Here is a 21,375-nt window from a genome sequence, read left to right on the forward strand (position 1 = left end):
GCATCGCCTAACCTGGCCGCATGCCCGCCCGCACCTGGCGTCCGCCCGGCCCGTTCGACCTGCACCGCACCCTGGGCGTGCTGCAGCGCGGGCCCGGCGACCCCGCGTTCGCGGTGCGCGGCGGCGAGCTGTGGCGCGCCTGCCGTACGCCCCAGGGCCCCGGCACGCTGCGCCTCGCCGCCCGCCCGTCCGCCGGGGACGTGGAGGCCGAGGCCTGGGGGCCGGGCGCCGACTGGCTGCTGGAGCACCTGCCGGGCCTGCTGGGGGAGTTCGACGAGCCCGCGGAGTTCACCGCCCGGCACCGCATCGTCCACGAGGCCCGCCGCCGCCACCCCGGCGTCCGGCTCGCGCGCACCGGCCTGGTGCTGGAGTCGCTGATCCCCTCGGTCCTGGAACAGAAGGTCACCAGCGACGAGGCCTACCGCGCCTGGCGCCTCCTGCTGTGGCGGCACGGCGAAGCCGCCCCCGGCCCCGGGGAGCGGCTGCGGGTGATGCCCGACCCGCGCGGCTGGGCCCTGATCCCCTCCTGGGAGTGGCACCGCGCGGGCGTCGACGCCAAGCGCTCGGCCACCATCCTGCGCGCGGTGCGGGCCGCCCGCCGGATGGAGGAGGCCGCGCGGATGGATCTCGCGGACGCCACCCGGCGGCTGACGGCCCTCCCCGGCATCGGTCCGTGGACGGCCGCCGAGACCCTCCAGCGCACCCTGGGCGCACCGGACGCGATCACGGTCGGCGATCTCCACCTGCCGAAGATCATCGGCTATGCCCTCACCGGCCGCCGCGGCACCACCGACGAGGAGATGCTCGAACTCCTCGCCCCCTACGAGGGCCAGCGGCACCGCGCGGCCCGGCTGATCCTGCTGTCCGGCCGCGTCCCGCCGCGCCGCGCCCCACGGTTCCCCGTGGGGGACATCGCCCGCCTCTGACTCCGGGGCGGAGCCGCAGGTCAGCGCACGACGACGAAGTCGTCGGCGGGCCGCTGGGGGCGGGGTGCCGGCGCCGCCGCCGGATGCCCGACGGCCACCGCCCCCATCGGCTCCCAGTTCTCCGGGAGCCCGAGCACCTCCCGGACCACGTCCCGGCAGAACATCGTCGACGAGATCCAGGCGGAGCCCAGGCGCTCGCCCGCCAGCGCGACCAGGAAGTTCTGGATGCCCGCGCCATGGGCCACGACGAACATCTCCCGCTCCGCCGCGCTGCGCCGCGCGTCGGGGTAGTCGTGCGCGCCGTCCGTCACCATGCAGGGCACCGCCAGATACGGGGCGCCGCGCAGCACCTCGCCCCGCCGCACCCGCTTGGCGATGGACTCCTCCGTCTTGCCGTCCGCCCGCAGATCCGCGATCCAGGCGTCCCGCATCGCGTCCAGCAGTCGCTTGCGTGCCGGCGCCGACTCCAGGAGGACGAACCGCCAGGGCGTGGTGTGGTGCGGCGCCGGGGCGGTGAGCGCCGCCGCCACCGCCCGCCGGACCGCGCCCGGATCGACCGGCGCGTCGCCGAAGGCGCGGACCGTGCGCCGCCCCGTCACCGCCTCGCGCACCGCCTCCGAGGTGCCCAGCCGGAACATGTCGTCCTCGGCGCCGCGCACCATGGCGCGCGCCCCGGTGCCGTCGCCGGTCTCCTCGACGACGTGGGGGAGCCCGCGCACCACCGCGACCGGCAGCCCGGCGGCCTTGCCCTTCACCAGGTCGCCCGCCGCGGCCAGTTCGTCGGCGGTGGCCACCACCGTCGCGCTGAGCGGATTGCCGTACGCGTCGGTGCCGCCGCGCAGGTCGTCCAGCACCCGCACCCCGGCGGCCCCGATGGCGACGTCGGTGAGGCCGTTGCGCCACGGCCGCCCGGAGGTGTCGCTGATGACGACGCCGACGTCGACGCCGAGTTCCGTGCGCAGGCCCGCCCTCAGGGCGCGGGCCGAGGCGTCCGGGTCCTCCGGCAGCAACAGCACCGTCCCCGACGGGGTGTTGGAGGCGTCCACCCCGGCCGCGGCCATCACCAGGCCCTGCCGGTTCTGCACGATCCGCAGGGTGCCGCGCCGGGCCACCACCCGCACCGTCTCCGCGTCGATCGCCGCCTCGCGGTCGGCGGCCTCGACCACCCGCCCCTCGGCCTTGCTCACGATCTTCGAGGTCACCAACAGCACGTCGCCGTCGGCGAGTTGGGGCATGCCCTCGGCCGTGGCCGCCGCGGCGACCAGCTTGACGAGGTCGTCGCCGGGCCGCACCTCCGGCACTCCCGGCAGTGCCCACACCCGGTACCCGGGCACCCCGGCGGCGTCGTTCACGCCCGGACCTCCTCGGCCATGGCCAGCGCCTCGCGCACCATCGCGGCCGTGGCGTCCAGGTCGGTCATCATGAGGGGCACGGCCCGGCACCGGATCCCGGCCGCCTCGACCTCGGCCACGGCGCCCGCGTCCACGGTGTCGACCAGCCAGCCGTCCAGCAGCCCGGAGCCGTAGTGGCGGGCGACGGCCGCCGCGGTCGCCTCCACGCCCACCGCCGCCAGCACCTTGTCGGCCATCCCGCGCACGGGGGCGTCGCCGACGATCGGCGAGAGCCCGACCACCGGCACCCCGGCGTCCGCGATGGCCTCACGGATGCCCGGGACCGCCAGGATCGTCCCGATGCTGACGACCGGGTTCGACGGCGGGAACAGCACCACGTCCGCCGCGGCGATGGCCTCCAGCACGCCCGGTGCGGGCTTGGCCTGGTCCGCGCCGACCGGCACCACGGCGTGCGCCGGTACCGAGGCGCGCAGCCGCACCCAGTACTCCTGGAAGTGGACCGCCTTGCGCTCGCCGTCCTCGTCGATCGCGACATGGGTCTCGACCCGGTCGTCGGACATCGGCAGCAGCCGCACGCCGGGCTTCCAGCGCGCGCAGAGCGCCTCGGTGACGGCGCTGAGCGGATATCCGGCGCCGAGCATCTGGGTCCGCACGACATGGGTGGCGAAGTCCCGGTCGCCGAGCCCGAACCACTCGGGGCCGACGCCGTAGGCGGCCAACTCCTCCTTCACCCGGAAGGTTTCGTCGGTGCGGCCCCAGCCCTGCTCCTCGTTGATGCCGCCGCCGAGGGTGTACATCACGGTGTCGAGGTCGGGGCACACCTTCAGCCCGAACAGATGGATGTCGTCGCCGGTGTTGCCGATGACGGTGAGGTCCGCGTCCGGAGCCGCTGCCTTCAGTCCCCGCAGAAAGCGGGCGCCGCCGATACCGCCGGCCAGAACCACGATTCGCATGGCCCCAGCATGGCAGGGGCCCGCGGCACCGCGTCAGGGGGCCAGTACCTCGGTCGGGGCGGCCGCACCCCCGAAGGAAGCGGCCTGGCTGGGGTGCATCGGCATGTCGGTCAGGCCCGGGAAGTAGATGTGCAGGCTGACCGCGGGGGCCAGCGCGTCGTTGACGACCTCGTGGACGTAGCCGGGGGCGAACACCCGCTGGGCGCCGGCCGCGAGCGTGCGGGGCCCGGTCGCGGTGTGCTCGGTCAACTCGCCCTCCAGGACGGTCAGCACGCCGGAGGACGCCCCGTGGTCGTGCCGCCCGCTGCCCTGGCCCGGCACCCAGCTCAGCAGCCACACCTCGTAGCCGACCGGGGCCTGGGGGACGGCGCGCAGCCGCTGGTACCAGCGGGTGGTGGTGTCGTAGCGGACGTGCGGCGCCCAGGCGGCGCGGTCGGCGGCGATCGAGCGGGCCAGCCCGGCGAATCCGGCGACGGTGGCGGGGTGGGCGGGGACGGGCGGCAGCAGGTGGGGGAGGGCGAGCGGGTCGCCGGCGATCTGGACGTCGCTGTTCATGGCGTTTCGGGTTCCTCGGCGGAAGTGCGGGTGACGCTGCGGGGCTGCGGCACGGCGCGGGCTCTCCCTGTGGGGGGCGTGGCGCGGCGACGCGGAGCAGGGGCGCTGCGGGGTGGTGCGAGCGGAAAAGCTGGAGCTCAGTGGCTACGACAGCTGGAACAGCGACAGCGGGCCTGCGCAGCGCAGAGCGACCCGTAGGCACGGGTCAGTCGGGGCGCATGGGTCGCTGGCATGCGGTCAAGGAGACCGGGTTCACGCCGCGATGTCAACTGGATGACTGGTTTGCCGTAAATCTTTCACCTCATCCGGTTACTCCGCCCGGAGAAAGGTTTGTGCAGTGAGCGGCGCGGAGACATCGACCGGCAACCGCACCTCCAAACGCCTTTGCGGCCCTGTGATCCGTCTGTGATCTTCCCCGCTCCGGCGCGCGGGGTGCAACGTGAATGCCGCCTGATCGCGTCTTGATGAGCAACTGGGGATGCGCCGGGCGCTGAGCCCGATGAAGTGTCCTGGTTTTTACTGATTTGAACACTTTCCGCATACGCTTGGTTCCGCCGAGTGAATAAGAGGCCCAATAGCAGATCTCGGCTTGACTGGCCCGGATCACCACACTTGTAATTTCACTCGTGTCGTTCAGCCGAAATCGATCACGGCTTGATCACGGGGACGTAAAGACAGACGAGGGGCGCACATGACCGAGCTGTTCCAGGAATTGCTGGTCGAGGAGGCGGATGAGGAGCTCGGCTGGCAGGAGCGCGCACTGTGCGCCCAGACCGACCCCGAGTCCTTCTTCCCGGAGAAGGGTGGCTCCACCCGCGAGGCCAAGAAGGTCTGTCTCGCCTGTGAAGTCCGGTCCGAATGCCTGGAGTACGCGCTCGCCAACGACGAGCGCTTCGGCATTTGGGGCGGCCTGTCCGAGCGCGAGCGGCGCCGGCTGAAGAAGGCCGCCGTCTGACGATGACAGCGCAGCCGGCCGGACCCACCGGGCGCGGCCTCACGGACCACGCCGCCGTACCACCTCAACTCCCCATATCCCCCTATAGCGAACACTCCGCCTCCTGCGACTCGCGCGCCGGAGGCGGACTGCTGTGCACGGACCCGGTCGGGGCACCGGCGCGAACCATTAGTGTGGGGCCCCGTCCGAGATGCGCCGCCGCCCTGCCGGGCGCGCGCGTCGCCTCGTAGTCCGTCGCAGTGTCTTCCGGGGGCGGGGGCCCAGACTTCGCCGCGGGCCTTCGAACTCCCGGGTCCGGAGGGCCCGTACCTCGATGTCCGTGCACAGCCAGCCGGCCGCTCAGGCCGCCTCATATGCAGCCGCCACCCCAGAGTTCCCGCGGCACGTCGTCACCGCCGTGATCGTCTCCCATGACGGTGCCCGCTGGCTGCCCGACGCGCTCACCGGCCTGCTCGGCCAGGAGCGCCCGGTGCAGAACGTCATCGGCGCCGACACCGGCAGCGCGGACCACTCCGCCCAGCTGCTCGCCGAGGCCATCGGGGACCAGCGGGTGCTGCACCTCGCCCGCCGCTCCGGATTCGGCACCGCCGTCGACGAAGCCGTCCGCACGGCCCCCGAACTCACCCCCGACGACCTGCCGTACCTGCGCCGCCCCAGCGGCTGGGACCCGGTCAGCCGCACCTGGCGCGACGAGGCGTACGACATGCCGGAGTTGCCGCACGGCGAACCGGTCCAGTGGCTGTGGCTGCTGCACGACGACTGCGCGCCCGAGCCGGACGCGCTCGCCGAGCTGCTGCGGGTCGCCGACGCCAGCCCCTCGACGGTCATCGTCGGCCCCAAGCTGCGCAGCTGGTACGACCGCCGGCAGCTGCTCGAAGCCGGGGTCAGCATCGCCCGCTCCGGCCGCCGTTGGACCGGCCTGGACCGCCGCGAACAGGACCAGGGCCAGCACGACCAGGTGCGCCCCGTGCTGTCCGTCTCCACCGCCGGCATGCTCATCCGCCGTGACGTCTACGAGGAGTTGGGCGGCTTCGACCGCCGGCTGCCCCTGATGCGCGACGACGTCGACCTGTGCTGGCGCGCCCAGGCCGCCGGCCACCAGGTCCTGGTCGCGCCGGACGCGATCCTGCGGCACGCCGAGGCCGCGGCCCGCGAGCGCCGCCCCATCGACTGCGTCGGCCGCTCGGTCGCCAACCCGCACCGGGTCGACAAGGCCGGCGCCGTCTACACCCTGCTCACCAACGCCCGCGGCGCGGTCCTCCCGTACGTCCTGCTGCGGCTGCTGATCGGCACCTTCCTGCGGGTCGTCGCCTACCTCGTCGGCAAGGTCCCCGGCCAGGCGCTGGACGAACTCGCCGGGCTCTTCGGCACCCTGCTGCGGCCCGGCAAGATCCTCGCCGCACGGAAGCGGAGAGGGCGCTCCGCGGTCGAGGCGAGCGAACTGCGGCCGCTCTTCCCGCCACCGGGCGCGACCGTGCGGGCCACCTTCGAGCAGGTCGCCGGCAACCTCGCCGGGCGGGCCGCGCCCGATGTGGCGTCGGCCGGCCGGCACGGCGCGGTCGAGTCCGGGCCCGGCGGCGACGACGCCGACTTCCTGGAGATCGAGCAGTTCGCCCGGCTCAAGCGGATCGCCCGCAAGCCCGCACCGGTGCTCTTCCTCGTCCTGCTGCTGGTCTCGCTGATCGCCTGCCGCGGGCTGCTCGGCTCCGGCGCGCTGGCCGGCGGCGCCATGCTGCCCGCGCCCGGCAGCGTGTCCGACCTGTGGTCGGCGTACGCCGACAGCTGGCATGCGGTCGGGGTCGGCGACAGCGCCTCCGCCCCGCCCTACCTCGCCGTCGTCGCCCTGGTGTCGAGCATCTTCTTCGGCAGCACCGGCTTCGCCCTCACCCTGCTGCTGGTCTGCTCCGTCCCGCTGGCCGGCCTCACCGCCTACTTCGCCTCCCGCCCGCTGGTCGCCTCCCGGCTGCTGCGGGCCTGGGCGAGCATCGCGTACGCCTTCCTGCCCGCGGCCGCCGGGGCGCTGGCCGGCGGCCGGCTGGGCACCGCGGTCCTCGCCGTGCTGCTGCCGCTGATGGCGCGCGCCGCCGTCGCGGCGAGCGGACTGCGGCTGCCGGCCGGCGTCCGGCCCAGCTGGCGCGCCACCTGGGCGTATGCGCTGCTGATCACCTTCACCATGGCCTTCACCCCGGTCGTCTGGCCGATCGCGGTGCTGCTCGGCATCGGCCTGCTGGTGCTGCGCTTCCTCGGCTCCGCATCCGGAGGCTCGAAAGCGAGCGGAGACGGAGCGAAGCGGAGTGGCAGCCGCGACCAGCCGGCGGCCTACGGGCTGCGGTTCCTGGTCGTGGTCCTCGCGCCGCTCGTCGTGCTCGCCCCGTGGTCGCTGTCGCTGCTGACCCGGCCGTCGCGGTTCTTCCAGGAAGCCGGACTCGGCTACGGCGCCGGCTCCGCCTCCGTGCTCGACCTCATCGGGCTCAGCCCCGGCGGCCCCAAGGCCGTCGGCGGGGTGCTGCTCTTCGGCATCGTGGCGGCCGCGCTCGCCGCGACGCTGCGCGACGAACGGCAGCGCGCGATCCGTACCGCCTGGGCGGTGGCCCTGACCGGCCTGCTGCTGGCGGCGCTGGGCAACGGCTCCGGCTGGACCGGGCCCGCGATGCTCGTCTACGGACTGGCCCTGCTGTGCGCCGCCGCGATCGGCGCCGAGGGCATCCGCACCCGGATGGCCAGCCTCGGCTTCGGCTGGAAGCAGCCGGTCGCCGTGCTGATCGCGCTGGCGTCGGTGCTCGCCCCGCTCTACGCCGCGGTCAGCTGGATGATCACCGGTGCCGCCGGTCCGCTGGAGCGGCGCAACCCGGAGCAGGTCCCGGCCTTCGTCGCAGAGGAGTCCGGCACCGCCGACCGGGCCCGCACCCTGGTCCTCGACGGCACGCCCGGCCATGTCGACTACTCCCTCGTCCGCGGCTCCGGCGCCGCGCTCGGCGACGCCGACCTGGCCGCCCAGGCGGGCGAGGACAAGCGGCTCGGCGGCATCGTCGCCCACCTCGTGGCCGGCTCCGGTGCCGACCAGACCCACCAGCTCGGCGGCTACGCGGTCCGCTACGTCCTGGTCAGGGACGGGGCGCCGCGCGAGATGGGCCGCGTCCTGGACTCGACCCCGGGCCTGACCCGGCTCAGCCAGGACGACGGCAGCTCCCTGTGGCGCGTCGACCGGCGGGTCTCGCGGGTCTCGATCGTCGCGGGCGGATCCAAGGACGGCACCGGCACCGACGAGACCGCGCCCGTCGCCGTGGCGGCCGGCCCCGTCGAGGCGCACACCAAGATCCCCGGCGGCGCCGGCGGCCGGGTGCTGCGGCTCGCGGACGCCGCCGACGAGGGCTGGCAGGCCACGCTCGACGGCACCCCGCTCAAGCCGGTGACGGTCGACGGCTGGGCCCAGGGCTTCGCGCTCCCCGCCGGCGGCGGCACCCTCGACCTCACCCACGAGAACCCGATCGGCCACACCCTCTGGCTGTGGGCGCAGGGCCTGCTCGCCGTCGTCCTGGTGGTCCTGGCGCTGCCGGGCCGCCGCCGGGAGATCGACGACGACCTGCCCGAGGACACGGCCGCCGCCCAGGCCGCCGCGGCGACCGGCGACGGCCGCCGGGCCCGCCGCCTGCGGGCCCAGGCCGAGGCCGCCGGCGCCCCCGACGCGGCCGGCGTCCCCGGGGCCCGGTCCGGCGAGCAGCCGCTCGACCCGGAGGCCGCGGGGATCCCCGCCCAGGACGCGGAGGGCGTGCCCCAGCCCGCCGCCCCCATGGGCGACGCCGACCCCTACGGGGCGGTGCCCCAGCAGCAGCCCTACGACGCCTGGCAGGCCGGAGCGCAGGGCGGGCCCGGCCATCCGGGCCGGCCCGGCGAGCAGCAGCCCTACGCACCCGCCGACCCCTACCAGGCCGCGCAGTACGACGGGCAGCCCTACCCGCCGGCCGACCCCTACCAGGCCCCCGGCCCGTACGCCGACCCCTACCAGGCGGGCGCCTTCGACCCGTACGGGTACGGGCAGCAGCAGTACGGCGACGGCGGGCCGCAGCACCAGCAGCCCTACGACGACGGCGACCCGTATCCCGGGTACCCCGGCTCCTACCCCGAGCAGCGCCGTGACGGGAGCGACCAGCAGTGAAGCGCACCATGATGTCCCTGATCGGCGTGACCGCGGCGCTGGCCGCCGTTTCCGGCGTCGCCGCCGTGACCGGCCCGGCCGGCGGCACCCCCGAGGCGCCCCGCGGCGGCACCCGGCTGCCCGTCCAGCGCTCCGCGCTGCTGTGCCCGGCCCCGACCTCCTCCGAGGTCGGCGACACCACCTACACCGCCTTCGCCCCCAAGGGCGCCGCCGCCGGTGCCGGCACCGGCAAGGGCACCGCCCGGCTGCTGCCCGCCGGAACCGTCCGGGACGACAGCGGCGCGGACGACGGCAAGGGCAAGGGCAAGAAGAAGCCCAAGGGCGGCAAGGACAGCGGCGCCGGCGCCGCCGCCGGGCGGACCGTCCCCCCGCGCGACACCAAGCCCGTGGTGCCCCTGCAGCAGGCAGGACGGCCGGTCACCGCGACCACCGACCGCCCCGACGCCCCCGCCCTCGTGGGCACGGCGGACGGCTCCCTCGCCCCCGGCTGGACCGTCCAGCAGACCACCGAGGTCGCCGCCGGCTCCGGGCGCGGCCTGCTCGGCCTGGGCTGCACCGCCCCCGACACCACGTTCTGGTTCCCCGGCGTCAGCACCGCGACGGACCGCCAGGACTACGTCCACCTCACCAACCCCGACGACACCCCGGCCGTCGTCGACCTCGAACTGCGCGGGAAGGACGGGGCGTTGGGCGGCTCGGCCGGCGAGGACCTCTCCGTCCCGCCGCACACCACGGTCCCCGTCCTGCTCTCCACCCTCACGGGCGCCCCGACCACCAACGCGGCGCTGCACGTGGTCGCCCGCGAGGGCCGGGTCGGCGCCGCCGTCCAGGCGAGCGACGGCAAGCTCGGCAGCGACTGGCTGCCGCCCGCCGCCGACCCGTCGCCGCGCGTGGTGCTGCCCGGTGTCCCCAAGGACGCCACCTCCGTCCGGCTGGTCGCCCTCGCCCCCGGTGAGGCCGACGCCGACCTGAAGGTGCAACTGGCCACCCCGACCGGGATGATCACCCCGGCCGGTCTGGAGAACCTGCACCTCAAGAGCGGGATGACCACGGCGGTGGACCTCAAGGACCTGACCAAGGGCGAGGCCGGCTCGCTGGTGCTCACCCCGTCCGACAGCGGCTCCAAGGTCCCGGTCGCGGCCGCGCTGCGGGTCACCCGCGGCAAGGGCGCCAAGCAGGACATGGCGTTCATCCCCGCGACCCGCCCGGTCGTCAAGCGCGCCACCGCCGTCGACAACCGCGGCAAGGACAGCACCCTCTCGCTGGTCGCACCCGAGAAGGGCAAGGACGCCAAGGTGAAGGTCACCGCGTCGGCCGGCAGCGGCGGCGGCACCCCGGTCACCAAGACGTACACGATCAAGGGCGGCACCAGCGTCGACCTCGCGCCGCCGCGTCCGAGCGGCCTGAAGGGGAGCTACGCCCTGACGGTGGAGCCGCAGTCCGGCAGCGGCCCCGTCTACGCCGCCCGCATGCTCACCCGGCCGCAGGGCGGGGTGCCCGCCTTCACCGTCCAGCCGCTGCCCGACGACCGCGGCTCGGTGCTCGTCCCGACCGCGGGCCAGGACCTGTCGGTCCTCACCGACTGACCGCGAGCGTCCCCGCGGACCCGCGCGGCGGCCTCACTCCTGGCCGTAGCGCGGGTCCACCGACTCCGGGGCCAGCCCCAGCAGTTCGGCGACCTGCTCGACCACCACGTCATGGACCAGCAGCGCCCGCTCGTCACGGCCCTTGGTGCGGATCTCCACCGGCCTGCGGTAGATCACGATCCGGTCGCGATATCCGCCCGCGGCCGGCACCACCCGTCCCAGCGGCACGGCCTCCTCGTCGCCGGCCGCGTCCGGCCCCTCGTCCGGTCCGGTGCCGGGCACCTCCAGGACCAGGAAGTCGACCTGGGAGAGCTGCGGCCAGCGCCGCTCCAGCCGGTCCCGGGAGTCATAGACAAGATCCACGAACGCGTCGGCGCGGGTCACCGACAGCGGCACCTGCGGCGGCGCGATGGGGCCGCGCATGCCGCGGCCGTGGCGGTCGCGGCGGCGGATCCGCGGCTGTGCCGGTCGGGGAGGTACGGGACTGTCCATCAGGATCGAGCGTAGCCGCCGACCCCCGCCCGGCACCGGGGAGCGCGGCAAGACGTGGCATGTCGTCGGCTGACCGGACCTGTCCGGGGCGCGTTCGTTTGCCTCCCCGCACGAGATCGCGGATCGCCCCCGTAATGGCAGGAATTGCACCGAGTCGTGACGGGTTTCGGCGCCGAATGCCGTCCGCCCCGGCGTGCCCGGCCCAGGTCGGGCCGAGCGGGTGCAGGTCAGACGCATCGGACGAAGCGGGACGACACGGTTGGGTGAGCCGGGGGAGAGTCGTCGCGGCCCGCTCAAGAGTGCGGTACCGTCCAACGTCGTGAGCCCTGTACGTCGCTGTTCGCGCACTGCGTGCGGCCGCCCCGCCGTCGCAACGCTGACGTACGTCTATGCGGATTCGACCGCCGTGCTCGGACCGCTCGCCACCTACGCCGAACCGCACTGCTACGACCTGTGCGCCGAGCACTCCGAGCGGCTGACCGCGCCGCGCGGCTGGGAAGTTGTCCGCCTCGCCCTCGACGCGGGCCCGGCCCGCCCCAGCGGCGACGACCTCGAAGCACTGGCGAACGCCGTGCGCGAGGCGGCCCGCCCCCAGGAGCGCGCCGCCGGTGCCGGCGGCGCCCCCAGCCAGGGCAGCCGCGACACCCACCCCATGGAGGTCGCCCGCCGGGGCCACCTCCGGGTGCTGCGCTCGCCGGACTCCTGAACCGGCCGGTCCCGCACGCCTCTGCGTGAGTCCGCGAGGGGCCGCCGCCCGCCCGCGCGCGAGGGCCGCCGCCACCGGGGTGCCGCACCTGTAACGGCTTGATCCGCAGCCCGCACACCGCGACGCGGCCCGGTAGGTTGGGAGTCCGTAGAGACTCTCCAGGAGGGCTGGCTGTGACTGATCTGTCGCAGATCGTGAAGGCGTATGACGTACGCGGCGTCGTCCCCACCCAGTGGGACGAGACGCTGGCCGAACTGTTCGGAGCGGCCTTCGCCGAGATCACCGGCGCGGACGCGATCGTGACCGGGCACGACATGCGGCCCTCCTCGCCCGGCCTCTCCCGCGCCTTCGCCCGCGGCGCCGCGGCCCGCGGCGCGGACGTCACGGAGATCTGCCTCTGCTCGACCGACGAGCTGTACTTCGCCAGCGGCGCCCTCGGCCTGCCCGGCGCCATGTTCACCGCCTCGCACAACCCCGCCCAGTACAACGGCATCAAGATGTGCCGGGCGGGCGCGGCGCCGGTCGGCCAGGACACCGGTCTCGCCGAGATCCGCGCGCTGGTCGAGCGCTGGTCGGACGAGGGCGCCCCGGAACCGGTTGCCGCGCCGGGCACCGTCACCCGACGCGACGTCCTCCGCGACTACGCCGCCCACCTGCGCGGCCTGGTGGACCTGAGCGGCATCCGCCCGCTGAAGGTCGTCGTCGACGCGGGCAACGGCATGGGCGGGCACACCGTCCCGACCGTCTTCGAGGGCCTGCCGCTCGAACTCGACGCCCTCTACTTCGAGTTGGACGGCTCGTTCCCCAACCACGAGGCCAACCCGCTGGATCCGAAGAACATCGTCGACCTCCAGGCGCGGGTGCGCGAGACCGGCGCCGACCTCGGCCTCGCCTTCGACGGCGACGCCGACCGCTGCTTCGTCGTCGACGAGAACGGCGATCCCGTCTCCCCGTCCGCGATCACCGCCCTGGTCGCCGCCCGCGAGCTGGCCAAGCACCCCGGCGGCACGGTCATCCACAACCTGATCACCTCCTGGTCGGTGCCGGAGGTCGTCAAGGAGAACGGCGGCGAGCCGGTCCGCACCCGCGTCGGGCACTCCTTCATCAAGGAGGAGATGGCCAAAACCGGCGCGATCTTCGGCGGTGAGCACTCCGCGCACTACTACTTCCGCGACTTCTGGAACGCCGACACCGGCATGCTCGCCGCGATGCACGTCCTGGCGGCCCTCGGCGGCCAGCAGGGCCCGCTGTCGCAGCTGGTCGCCCAGTACGACCGGTACGCGGCCTCCGGCGAGATCAACAGCACCGTCGACGACCAGACCGGCCGGCTCGCCGCGATCAAGGCGGCCTACGAGGGCCGGGCGGGCATCGCCCTCGACGAACTCGACGGGCTGACCGTCACCGCCGACGACTGGTGGTTCAACGTGCGCGCCTCCAACACCGAGCCGCTGCTGCGGCTGAACGTCGAGGCCCGCGACACCGCGACCGCCGACCGGGTCCGCGACGAGGCCCTGGCGATCATCCGCGCCTGAGCCCCGGCCCCCGCGACACCGGACGGCCCGTACAACCGGAGTCACCTTCCGTGGTGGCGGGCGACCGCGGCATCCGCGCCGCCCGCCACCCCAAAACCCCTCCGGGCACGCCCCGGCCCCCCGCCCGGCGGTAGGCTGGCCACGCCGCAACCGCCCCGAAGGAGCACCCTCCATGCCGGTCGACGCCAGCCTGATCCAGATCCTCGCCTGCCCGGCGTGCCACGCCCCGCTCGACGACCGGACGGCCGACGACCCCGCCGCGCTGCGCTGCACCTCCGGCGACTGCGGCCTCGCCTACCCCGTCCGGGACGGCATCCCCGTACTCCTCGTCGACGAGGCCCTGGACGGCACGGGCGGCACCCCCAGCACCGCCTGACCGGGCGCCGCCGGGCCCGCCCCGGCACCGCCCGGCGTACCCCGCCCGCACCGGCGATCGGAGGCCGCGCCCACCATGCTCGACGAGTCACTCCTCGACACCCCTGACGCACTGGCGGGCGCCGACCGCTTCGGTCTGCTGCGCGGCGTCGCCGAATCCGGCGCCCGGGTCCGCACCGCCGCCCGCAGCGCCGCCGAATCCGGCATCCCCGAACTCACCCCCGACGGGCGGCCGCGCGCCGTGCTCGTCGCCGGGCCGGGGCCCGCCGCCGCCGGCGTCGCCGACCTCCTGCGGGCGCTCGGCGGCGGCAGCTGCCCGGTCACCCTCATCCCGCCCACGGGAGTCGCCCCGCTGCCCGGCGCCCTGCGCTGGACCCTGCCCGGCTGGGCCGGACCCCTCGACCTGCTGCTGCTCCCCGGCCCGGACGCCGCCGACCCCGGCCTCGCCGAGCTGGTCGAGCAGGCCTACCGCCGCGGCTGCGCCGTCGTCGCCGTCACCCCCGCCTGCGGCCCGCTCGCCGACGCCGTCGTCCAGGCCCGGGGCCTCGCCGTCCCGCTGGCGACCACCCCCTACGACGCCGAATTCGACGTCGAGGGCGCCCCGCCGGCCGCCCCCGGCACCCTCTGGTCGGTGCTCATCCCGCTGCTCGCGCTCGCCGACCGGATCGGCCTGCTCAGCGCCCCGCCCGAGGACCTCGGCAAGCTCGCCGACCGCCTCGACCAGCTCGCCGAACGCTGCGGCCCGGCCATCCCGACGTACACCAATCCCGGCAAGACCCTCGCCGCCGACCTCGCCGACTCCTTCCCGCTGATCTGGACGGAGGGCACCCTCGCCGGTGCCGTCGGCCGGCACTTCGCTACCGAGCTCGCCGGCCTCGCCGGCCGCCCCGCGCTCGCCGCCGAACTGCCCGAGGCGCTCGCCACCCACCGCACCCTGCTGGCCGGCGCGCTGGCTGCCGGCGCCGACCCCGACGACTTCTTCCGCGACCGGGTCGAGCAGCCCGCCGCGATGCACGCCAGAGTCGTGCTGCTGCGCGAGCAGGAACCCGGCCCGCTGTCCGCCACCCGCGCCGCCCAAGCGCTCGCCGAGGAGCGGGACACCGCCGTCAGCGAGCTGCAGCCGGACGCCGGCAGCGATCTGGAACGGGCCGCTGAACTACTCGCCATCGTGGATTTCGGCGCCGTTTACCTGGCGCTTGCCGGCACCGAGTGATCATTGGCGGCCGGCCCGCACCCGCGGACCGGCCGCCCGATCACGCAGCCACGTACGACCCTCAGGAAGCAGCAGCCCCATGGACCGCCTCGCCAACACCGTGCGCCCCTACGCCTGGGGTTCCACCACCGCCCTCCCGGAACTCCTCGGCACCGCACCCACCGGCGAACCGCAGGCCGAGATGTGGATGGGCGCCCACCCCGGCGCCCCCTCCCGCATCGACCGCGGCGCGGGCCCCGTCTCCCTGGCCGATGTGATCGACGCCGCCCCCGAGACCGAACTGGGCGCCGGCACCGTCCGCGCCTTCGGCCCCCGACTGCCCTTCCTGCTCAAGCTGCTCGCGGCCGGCTCGCCGCTCTCCCTCCAGGTCCACCCCGACCTCGCCCAGGCGCGCGAGGGCTTCGCCGACGAGGAACGGCGCGGCGTCCCGATAGGCGCCGGCCACCGCAACTACAAGGACGCCCAGCACAAGCCCGAGCTGATCGTGGCCCTCACCCCCTTCGAGGGGCTGTGCGGCTTCCGGCACCCCGCGCAGTCCGCCGACCTCTGGGCGGGCCTGGGCGTCGACGACCTCAAGCCGTACGTCGACCTCCTGCGCGCCGGCCCGGAGGAGGACGCGCTGCGCGAGGTGCTCACCGCCGTGCTGAGCGCCGAGCACCACGCGATCGCCGACACCGTGGAGCGGGCGGCCGTGGCGGCCGGCCAACGGGCGGCCGAGGGCGGCCCGTACGCCGACGACTACGCCGCCTACGCCGGCATCGCCCACCACTACCCCGGCGACCCCGGCGTGCTCGCCGCCATGCTGCTCAACCACGTCCGACTCCAGCCCGGCGAGGCCCTGTTCCTCGGCGCCGGCATCCCGCACGCCTACCTGAGCGGCCTCGGCGTCGAGCTGATGGCCAACTCCGACAACGTGCTGCGCTGCGGCCTGACCCCCAAGCACGTCGACGTGCCGGAGCTGCTGCGGGTGGTCCGCTTCGAGCCCGGCGACGCGGGAGTGCTCCGCCCCGAGGCGGTGGACGGCGAGGAGATCTACGAAACCCCCATCGACGAGTTCCGCCTCTCCCGCTTCGCCCTGGCCCCCGGCGCCGCCCCCCGCCCCCTCGTCTCCGCCACGCCGCAGATCCTGCTGTGCACGGGAGGGACGGTGCGGGTGCGGGGGGAGGAAGCGGGCGCCGGGGTCGGGGGCGAGGCTGGGACCGGGGTCGGGGCCGAGGCCGGAACCGAAGCCGGGGGCGAATTGACCTTGGCGCCCGGTGAGTCCGTATTCGTGCGGCCCGGTGAGCGCCTCACGATCGCGGGGGAGGGCACGCTCTTCCGCGCCACGGTCGTGGCCTAGGGCGGCGCCGAGGAACGGCTTCCGCACCACGGCCGTTGCCACCGGGGTGCCGGGGTGCCGGGGTGCCGGGGTGCCGGGGTGCCGGGGTGCCGGGGTGCCGGGGTGCCGGGCCGTCGAGCTGCCGGAGCCGTCGGAAACCGTCCGGCAGGTGGCCTCCTGGCGGATGCCCGCCGCGGGGCTGCAACAATGACCGCCGCAGCATTAAAGCGGCGGTAAAGGCCGGACGACGGAAGGGACATGCGGCACTTATGAGCGCATCAGGCGGGACAAAGGCGATCGTTGCGGCGCTGGGCGCCAACCTGGCGATCGCCGCAGCGAAGTTCGTGGCCTTCGCCTTCAGCGGCTCGTCCTCGATGCTGGCCGAAGGCGTCCACTCCATCGCGGACTCCGGCAACCAGGGCCTGCTGCTGCTCGGCGGCAAGAAGGCCAAGCGCGCGGCCACCGCCGAGCACCCCTTCGGCTACGGCCGCGAGCGCTACATCTACGGCTTCCTCGTCTCCATCGTCCTGTTCACCATCGGTGGTGTCTTCGCGCTCTACGAGGGCTACGAGAAGATCCACGAGCCGCACGCGCTGGACAACTGGTACTGGCCGGTCGGCGTCCTGGTCTTCGCGGTCATCGCCGAGGGCTTCTCCTTCCGCACCGCGATCAAGGAGTCCAACGAGCTGCGCGGCAAGCAGACCTGGGCGCAGTTCGTCCGCCGCGCCAAGGCACCCGAGCTGCCGGTCGTGCTGCTGGAGGACTTCGGCGCGCTGATCGGTCTGATCCTCGCGCTGGGCGGCGTCGGCCTCACCCTCGCCACCGGCGACGGCATCTGGGACGGCATCGGCACCATGTGCATCGGCGCGCTGCTGGTGGTGATCGCCCTGGTCCTGGCCGCCGAGACCAAGTCGCTGCTGCTGGGCGAGGCGGCCGGCCCCGAGCAGGTCGCCAAGATCCGCGAGGCCGTCGTCGACGGCGACGTCGTCACCCGCCTCATCCACATGCGCACGCTCCATCTCGGCCCCGAGGAGCTCCTGGTCGCCGCCAAGATCGCGGTCCGGCACGACGGCACCGCGACCCAGGTCGCCCACGCCATCAACGCCGCCGAGGCCCGCATCCGCGAGGCCGTCCCGATCGCCCGCGTGATCTACCTGGAGCCCGACATCTACGACGAGGCCACCGCCGCCGCAGGCACCGACCCCGCAAAGACGCCCGGCGGAGCCTGATCCCAGCGCGGGCGCCGGCAGCGGGCGGGACTGGCTCTGCGGTAGGCGCCGGGAGCTGGGGCGACTGGTTCCGGCCACGAGTGCCGACGGCTCCGGCCGCGGGTGCCCACGGCCGGCTTGCTCCGGCCGCGGGTGCCGACGGCCGGCTTGCTCCGGCCACGAGTGCCGACGGTGGCTTGTTCGGGGGCCCTGGGTGCCGACGGTGGCTTGTTCCGGCTGTGGGTGCCGACGAGGCGGCTAGCTCTGGCGGTGGGTTCCGACGGGGGCCCGCCGCCCCCGCCGGCAGGTGTGCCGAGGGCGGGGCCGGTCCACCCCCGGCCGGCGGGTGCCGCCGGCGGGCCGGTCCATCCCCGGACTGCGGGCGCCGCCGACTGGTCCTGCTTCGGCGGACTTGCGTCGGCGGTGGCTGCCGCCGGCGTACGGGCCCCGGCGTAGATACCGGCGATGGCCATGGAGCCGCCCATGAAATCCGCCCGTGATTTCCGCCCGGAAATCCGCCCGGAAATCCGCCGGTGTATCCCACCCGTGGAAGCCGCTCGTGGAATCCACCCGTGATCGAACGGCCCCCGCACCCCTGACAGGAGTGCGGGGGCCGTTGCTCTACGAGACCCGGCTGCCACCTGAGCCCGGCTGCCACATGGCTCCGGGCCGGGTCGCCGTACGGCCCTGGCTGTCCTGTAGCTCCCAATGGCCGGTATGGCGCCCGGCCGTCCTGCGACTCCCAAGTGCCGTACAGCGCCCGGCCTATCGATCACTGCCCATGGACCCCTGCCGGTCGCTGCCCGTGGATCCCCGTCGCTCACCCGTGAATCCCTCGCCGAGCAAAAGACGACCGTGGATCACAACCCGCCGACCAAAACCGCCCGACCACAACCCGCCGACCACAACCCGTGGCTCATCGCCCGCGGATCACCGCCTGCGCGCCACGCCCGCTGATTACCGCCCGCTGGTCACCGCCGTGGCTCGCCTCACCGTCCCTCGACCGTGAGGCGAGCCACAACAACCGGGAATACCGCCCCGGACCACCGCGTTCTTGGCCCCGAGGGGGCGCGCGCAACCCCTAAGTGATCTGTTCGCCCATGCCTTAGTGGTGACCCCGCCCCCGACGGGCGCCCTAGTGGATCTCGCCGAGGACGCGCAAAATCGCCGTCGTGTCCTCCGCCCCCTGCAGCCGGGCACGGAAGTCCGCGTCCATCAGCTTCCGCGACAGCAGCGCCAGGATGCGCAGATGCTCGTCCCCGGCCGCCGCCTCCGGCACCGCGATCATGAAGACCAGCCTGGCGGGCGTGCCGTCCGGCGAGCCCCAGTCGATACCGTCCGCCGACCGCGCGAAGCCGACCACCGGAGCGGTCACCGCGTCCGTCTTGGCGTGCGGAATGGCGATCTCCTCGCCGAGCCCGGTGGTCCCCTGCGCCTCCCGCGCCAGCGCCACCCGGACCAGTTCGTCGACATCCGCCACCCTGCCGGTGCCGGCCGCCAGCTTGGCCATCTCCCGGATCGCCGCCTCCTTCTCACCGGCGTCGAGCTGCGTCTTGACGGTCTGCCCGGTGAGGTAGCCGGACAGCACCTCGGTCCCGGCGAGGACACTGTCGCCGTCGCCGTCGCCGTCGCCGTCGCCGTCGCCGTCGCCGTCGCCGTCGGCGCCGCCTTCTGCGCTCTCCCCGCCGACATCGCTACCACCGGCCTCGGAGGTGTCGCCGCCCACGACAACGCCGTCCCCGCCATCGCCGTCCCCGGCACTTTGACCCACACCCCGCTCGGGAGCGGCCGCCGGCCCAGGGAAACCGGCAACCGCCGCATCCGTACGGGACCCACCGCCCGCCCCGGCATCAGCCCCGGCACCCCCACCGACAACTGCGGCCACAGGCTCCGCCACCACAGGCTCGCCGGTCGCCGGCACCACCCCGGCAGCCACCACACCGCCGTCGCCGCCGCCGACCAGGCCACCGCTCGCGCCACCGGCGTCAGCGACCATCCCAGCCGCCCCCCGCTCCCGCCCGGCCCCGCTCTTCCGCCGCTCCGCAACATCCACCAGCGTCACCGTCGTCAGCGCCGTGACCACCGCCCCGACCACCACGGCGACGAAGAACAGCGGAACCCCGTCGACCGCACCCAGCACCGCCACGATCGGCCCGCCGTGCGGCACCGCGTCCGCGACCCCGGCCATCCCCGCGACCGCACCGGCCACCGCGCCGCCGAGCATGTTCGCCGGAATGACCTGCGCGGGCCGCGCCGCGGCGAACGGGATCGCACCTTCCGAGATCCCGAACAGCCCCATGAACAGCGCCGCCATCCCGGTCTCCCGCTCCTGCTCGGAGTACAGGCGCCGGCGGATCAGCGTGGCCAGCCCCTGGCCGAGCGGCATCACCGGGATCGCGGCGGCGCACATGCCCATCACCGTCTGGTTCCCGGAGGCGATCAGGCCCGAACCGAACAGGAACGCCGTCTTGTTGACCGGCCCGCCCATGTCGAACGCGATCATCAGGCCGAGGACCGCCCCCAGCACGATCGCGCTGGTGCCCGTCATCCCGCTGAGCCAGCCCGTGAGATGGGTGAACACCCAGGAGATCGGCTTGCCGAGCACGTAGATGAAGAACAGCCCGAGTGCCGTCGTGGCCACGATCGGGATCACGATGATCGGCATGATCGGCCGGGCGAACTTGGGGACCTCGACCTTCTTGATCCACACGACCAGATATCCGGCCAGAAAGCCCGTCACGATGCCGCCGATGAAGCCCGCGCTCGCGTCCTTCATCCCGTACAGCTCGCCGTGGGTGGCGATCCAGCCGCCGATCATGCCCGGTACCAGCGCCGGCCGGTCGCCGATCGCATAGGCGATATAGCCGGAGAGGATCGGCACCATCAGCTGGAAGCCGATGGTGCCGATGTTGTTGACGTCCTCCCAGAACGAGCCCGGGGCGATCTTCAGCCCCTCGGGCGTCGGGTGGCCGCCCACCGCCAGCGAGATCGCGATCAGCAGACCGCCGACCACCACGAACGGGATCATGTAACTGACGCCGTTCATCAGCGCCTTGTACGCGACGCTGCGCTCGCGACCGCCGCCGCTGTCACCGCTGTCCCCGGAAGGCGCCGTGCCGCCGCCCGCACCGGCCCCGTCGGCGTCCGCGCCCCCGTACACCGGCGCGCTCCGCACCCGCTCGATCAGCCGCTCGGGATGCCGGATCCCCTCGGCCACCCCGACGGCCAGGACCCGCTTGCCGGCGAACCGGCTGCGGTCCACCTCCTTGTCCGCGGCGATGATGATGCCGTCCGCCTCCCTGACATCGTTGTCAGACAGTACGTTCTCGGCCCCGATGGATCCCTGCGTCTCCACCTTGATCTGGTGCCCGAGGGACCGGGCGGTCTGGGTCAGCTTCTCCGCGGCCATGTAGGTGTGGGCGATCCCGGTCGGGCAGGCGGTCACTGCGAGCAGTTTCAGCCCCTGCCCGCTCCTCCCCGCGTCCGCGGGGGGATCGGCTGGAGTGGTGGTCACGTGGCTCTCCTTACGAACGTGCGCGCGGGCGTGCAACTGTTCCCGCGCTGCCAGGCATCCTGCATGACGCCACAGCGCGCGCCAAGCCCTCCGGAGCCATGGCCCCAGCAGCCGGAACGCGGTTCTCCGGCGCCCCGGATCCCGGGAATCACGGCCCGTTCCGCCACCCCTTCCTGGCCGGTACCGCACCGGACCGGCCCCTCCGGGCTGGGGTTCGCCGGGCCCATCGGTGTAGATTCGTGACCAGTGCCAGACGTCGCTGCTGATGGCGGTCGGGCGGCCCGCACCGCGGACCGGCCGAGGGAGAGAGGGCCTCCGACGGACTGCGCTGCGGCCAGGGGGAGGAGTGCGTCCGCTTCCGCGTACGCTCGTATTCGCCCCCGTCACCCCTGGGGCCCCGGCCCGCGCCGCAGACTGCCAGCCCATCCACCTCGACACTCGAGGAGCAGCCCGCATGACGACAGCAGCCACCGGCCAGGACTTCAAGGTCGCCGACCTGTCCCTCGCCGCTTTCGGCCGCAAGGAGATCACCCT

16 protein-coding genes are annotated in these 21,375 nt (G+C 74.3%); 11 read left to right on the top strand and 5 right to left on the bottom strand.

Translation table 11 applies throughout. The features are described from left to right. Nucleotides 1-20: 20 nt before the first annotated feature. Nucleotides 21-926 (top strand): DNA-3-methyladenine glycosylase family protein, encoded by a 906-nt coding sequence (locus AB0411_RS28005; protein ID WP_366420052.1) that lies wholly within the window; start codon nucleotides 21-23, stop codon nucleotides 924-926. A 20-nt stretch (nucleotides 927-946) separates the two neighbouring features. On the opposite strand, the gene AB0411_RS28010 is transcribed toward AB0411_RS28005, so the two are convergent. The 3 genes from AB0411_RS28010 to AB0411_RS28020 are packed head-to-tail and all read right to left on the bottom strand — an operon-like array spanning nucleotide 947 to nucleotide 3,786. Then, complete coding sequence (locus AB0411_RS28010) at nucleotides 947-2,278, bottom strand: coenzyme F420-0:L-glutamate ligase (protein WP_366420053.1); 1,332 nt, start codon at nucleotides 2,276-2,278, stop codon at nucleotides 947-949. After that, nucleotides 2,275-3,231 carry a 2-phospho-L-lactate transferase gene (gene cofD, locus AB0411_RS28015; RefSeq protein ID WP_366420054.1) on the bottom strand — a complete coding sequence of 319 codons (957 nt, stop codon included), beginning with the start codon at nucleotides 3,229-3,231 and terminating at the stop codon, nucleotides 2,275-2,277. The genes AB0411_RS28010 and cofD overlap by 4 nt, the downstream gene beginning before the upstream one ends. 33 nt (nucleotides 3,232-3,264) lie before the next feature. Beyond that, a complete protein-coding gene (locus AB0411_RS28020) occupies nucleotides 3,265-3,786 on the bottom strand; it encodes a cysteine dioxygenase (protein ID WP_366420055.1) in 522 nt (173 codons plus the stop codon). A gap of 691 nt (nucleotides 3,787-4,477) precedes the next feature. Between AB0411_RS28020 and AB0411_RS28025 the strand changes: the two genes are divergently transcribed. The 3 genes from AB0411_RS28025 to AB0411_RS28035 all read left to right on the top strand — a co-directional run bounded on the left by AB0411_RS28025 (nucleotide 4,478) and on the right by AB0411_RS28035 (nucleotide 10,483). Then, nucleotides 4,478-4,741 (top strand): WhiB family transcriptional regulator, encoded by a 264-nt coding sequence (locus AB0411_RS28025; RefSeq protein WP_003983763.1) that lies wholly within the window; start codon nucleotides 4,478-4,480, stop codon nucleotides 4,739-4,741. Between the two features lie 313 nt (nucleotides 4,742-5,054). Then, nucleotides 5,055-8,897: a glycosyltransferase family 2 protein gene (locus AB0411_RS28030; RefSeq protein ID WP_366420056.1), complete on the top strand. Its 3,843-nt coding sequence runs from the start codon at nucleotides 5,055-5,057 to the stop codon at nucleotides 8,895-8,897. Further along, nucleotides 8,894-10,483 (top strand): DUF5719 family protein, encoded by a 1,590-nt coding sequence (locus AB0411_RS28035; RefSeq protein ID WP_366420057.1) that lies wholly within the window; start codon nucleotides 8,894-8,896, stop codon nucleotides 10,481-10,483. Before AB0411_RS28030 ends, AB0411_RS28035 begins: the two co-directional genes overlap by 4 nt. 33 nt (nucleotides 10,484-10,516) lie before the next feature. Here AB0411_RS28035 and AB0411_RS28040 read toward each other — a convergent pair whose 3' ends face one another. Further along, the gene (locus AB0411_RS28040) at nucleotides 10,517-10,975 is read right to left on the bottom strand and encodes a metallopeptidase family protein (protein ID WP_366420058.1); all 459 of its coding nucleotides are present in this window, start codon (nucleotides 10,973-10,975) and stop codon (nucleotides 10,517-10,519) included. A gap of 259 nt (nucleotides 10,976-11,234) precedes the next feature. On the opposite strand from AB0411_RS28040, the gene AB0411_RS28045 reads away from it, so the two are divergent. From AB0411_RS28045 to AB0411_RS28070, 6 genes are all read left to right on the top strand, one after another. After that, nucleotides 11,235-11,681: a DUF3499 domain-containing protein gene (locus tag AB0411_RS28045; protein ID WP_366420059.1), complete on the top strand. Its 447-nt coding sequence runs from the start codon at nucleotides 11,235-11,237 to the stop codon at nucleotides 11,679-11,681. 173 nt (nucleotides 11,682-11,854) lie between these two features. Then, nucleotides 11,855-13,213, top strand: coding sequence for a phosphomannomutase/phosphoglucomutase (locus AB0411_RS28050; protein ID WP_366420060.1), 1,359 nt, complete (start codon nucleotides 11,855-11,857; stop codon nucleotides 13,211-13,213). 172 nt (nucleotides 13,214-13,385) lie between these two features. Next, a complete protein-coding gene (locus tag AB0411_RS28055; protein ID WP_260639060.1) occupies nucleotides 13,386-13,589 on the top strand; it encodes a Trm112 family protein in 204 nt (67 codons plus the stop codon). Nucleotides 13,590-13,664: 75 nt separating this feature from the next. Continuing rightward, on the top strand, nucleotides 13,665-14,801 hold the full coding sequence (locus AB0411_RS28060; protein WP_366420061.1) for an SIS domain-containing protein: 1,137 nt from the start codon (nucleotides 13,665-13,667) through the stop codon (nucleotides 14,799-14,801). 79 nt (nucleotides 14,802-14,880) lie between these two features. Beyond that, nucleotides 14,881-16,140 (top strand): mannose-6-phosphate isomerase, class I, encoded by a 1,260-nt coding sequence (manA, locus tag AB0411_RS28065; RefSeq protein WP_366420062.1) that lies wholly within the window; start codon nucleotides 14,881-14,883, stop codon nucleotides 16,138-16,140. 248 nt (nucleotides 16,141-16,388) lie between these two features. After that, a complete protein-coding gene (locus AB0411_RS28070) occupies nucleotides 16,389-17,348 on the top strand; it encodes a cation diffusion facilitator family transporter (protein WP_366420063.1) in 960 nt (319 codons plus the stop codon). A gap of 1,114 nt (nucleotides 17,349-18,462) precedes the next feature. Here the strand turns inward: AB0411_RS28070 and AB0411_RS28075 are convergent. Then, the gene (locus tag AB0411_RS28075; protein WP_437043638.1) at nucleotides 18,463-20,772 is read right to left on the bottom strand and encodes a fructose-specific PTS transporter subunit EIIC; all 2,310 of its coding nucleotides are present in this window, start codon (nucleotides 20,770-20,772) and stop codon (nucleotides 18,463-18,465) included. Nucleotides 20,773-21,187: 415 nt separating this feature from the next. On the opposite strand from AB0411_RS28075, the gene AB0411_RS28080 reads away from it, so the two are divergent. Continuing rightward, a partial coding sequence (locus AB0411_RS28080; RefSeq protein WP_366420065.1) for a hypothetical protein occupies nucleotides 21,188-21,375 on the top strand: 188 nt, incomplete at its 3' end.

Source organism: Streptomyces angustmyceticus (genome assembly GCF_040701845.1).
GTDB lineage: Bacteria > Actinomycetota > Actinomycetes > Streptomycetales > Streptomycetaceae > Streptomyces > Streptomyces angustmyceticus_A.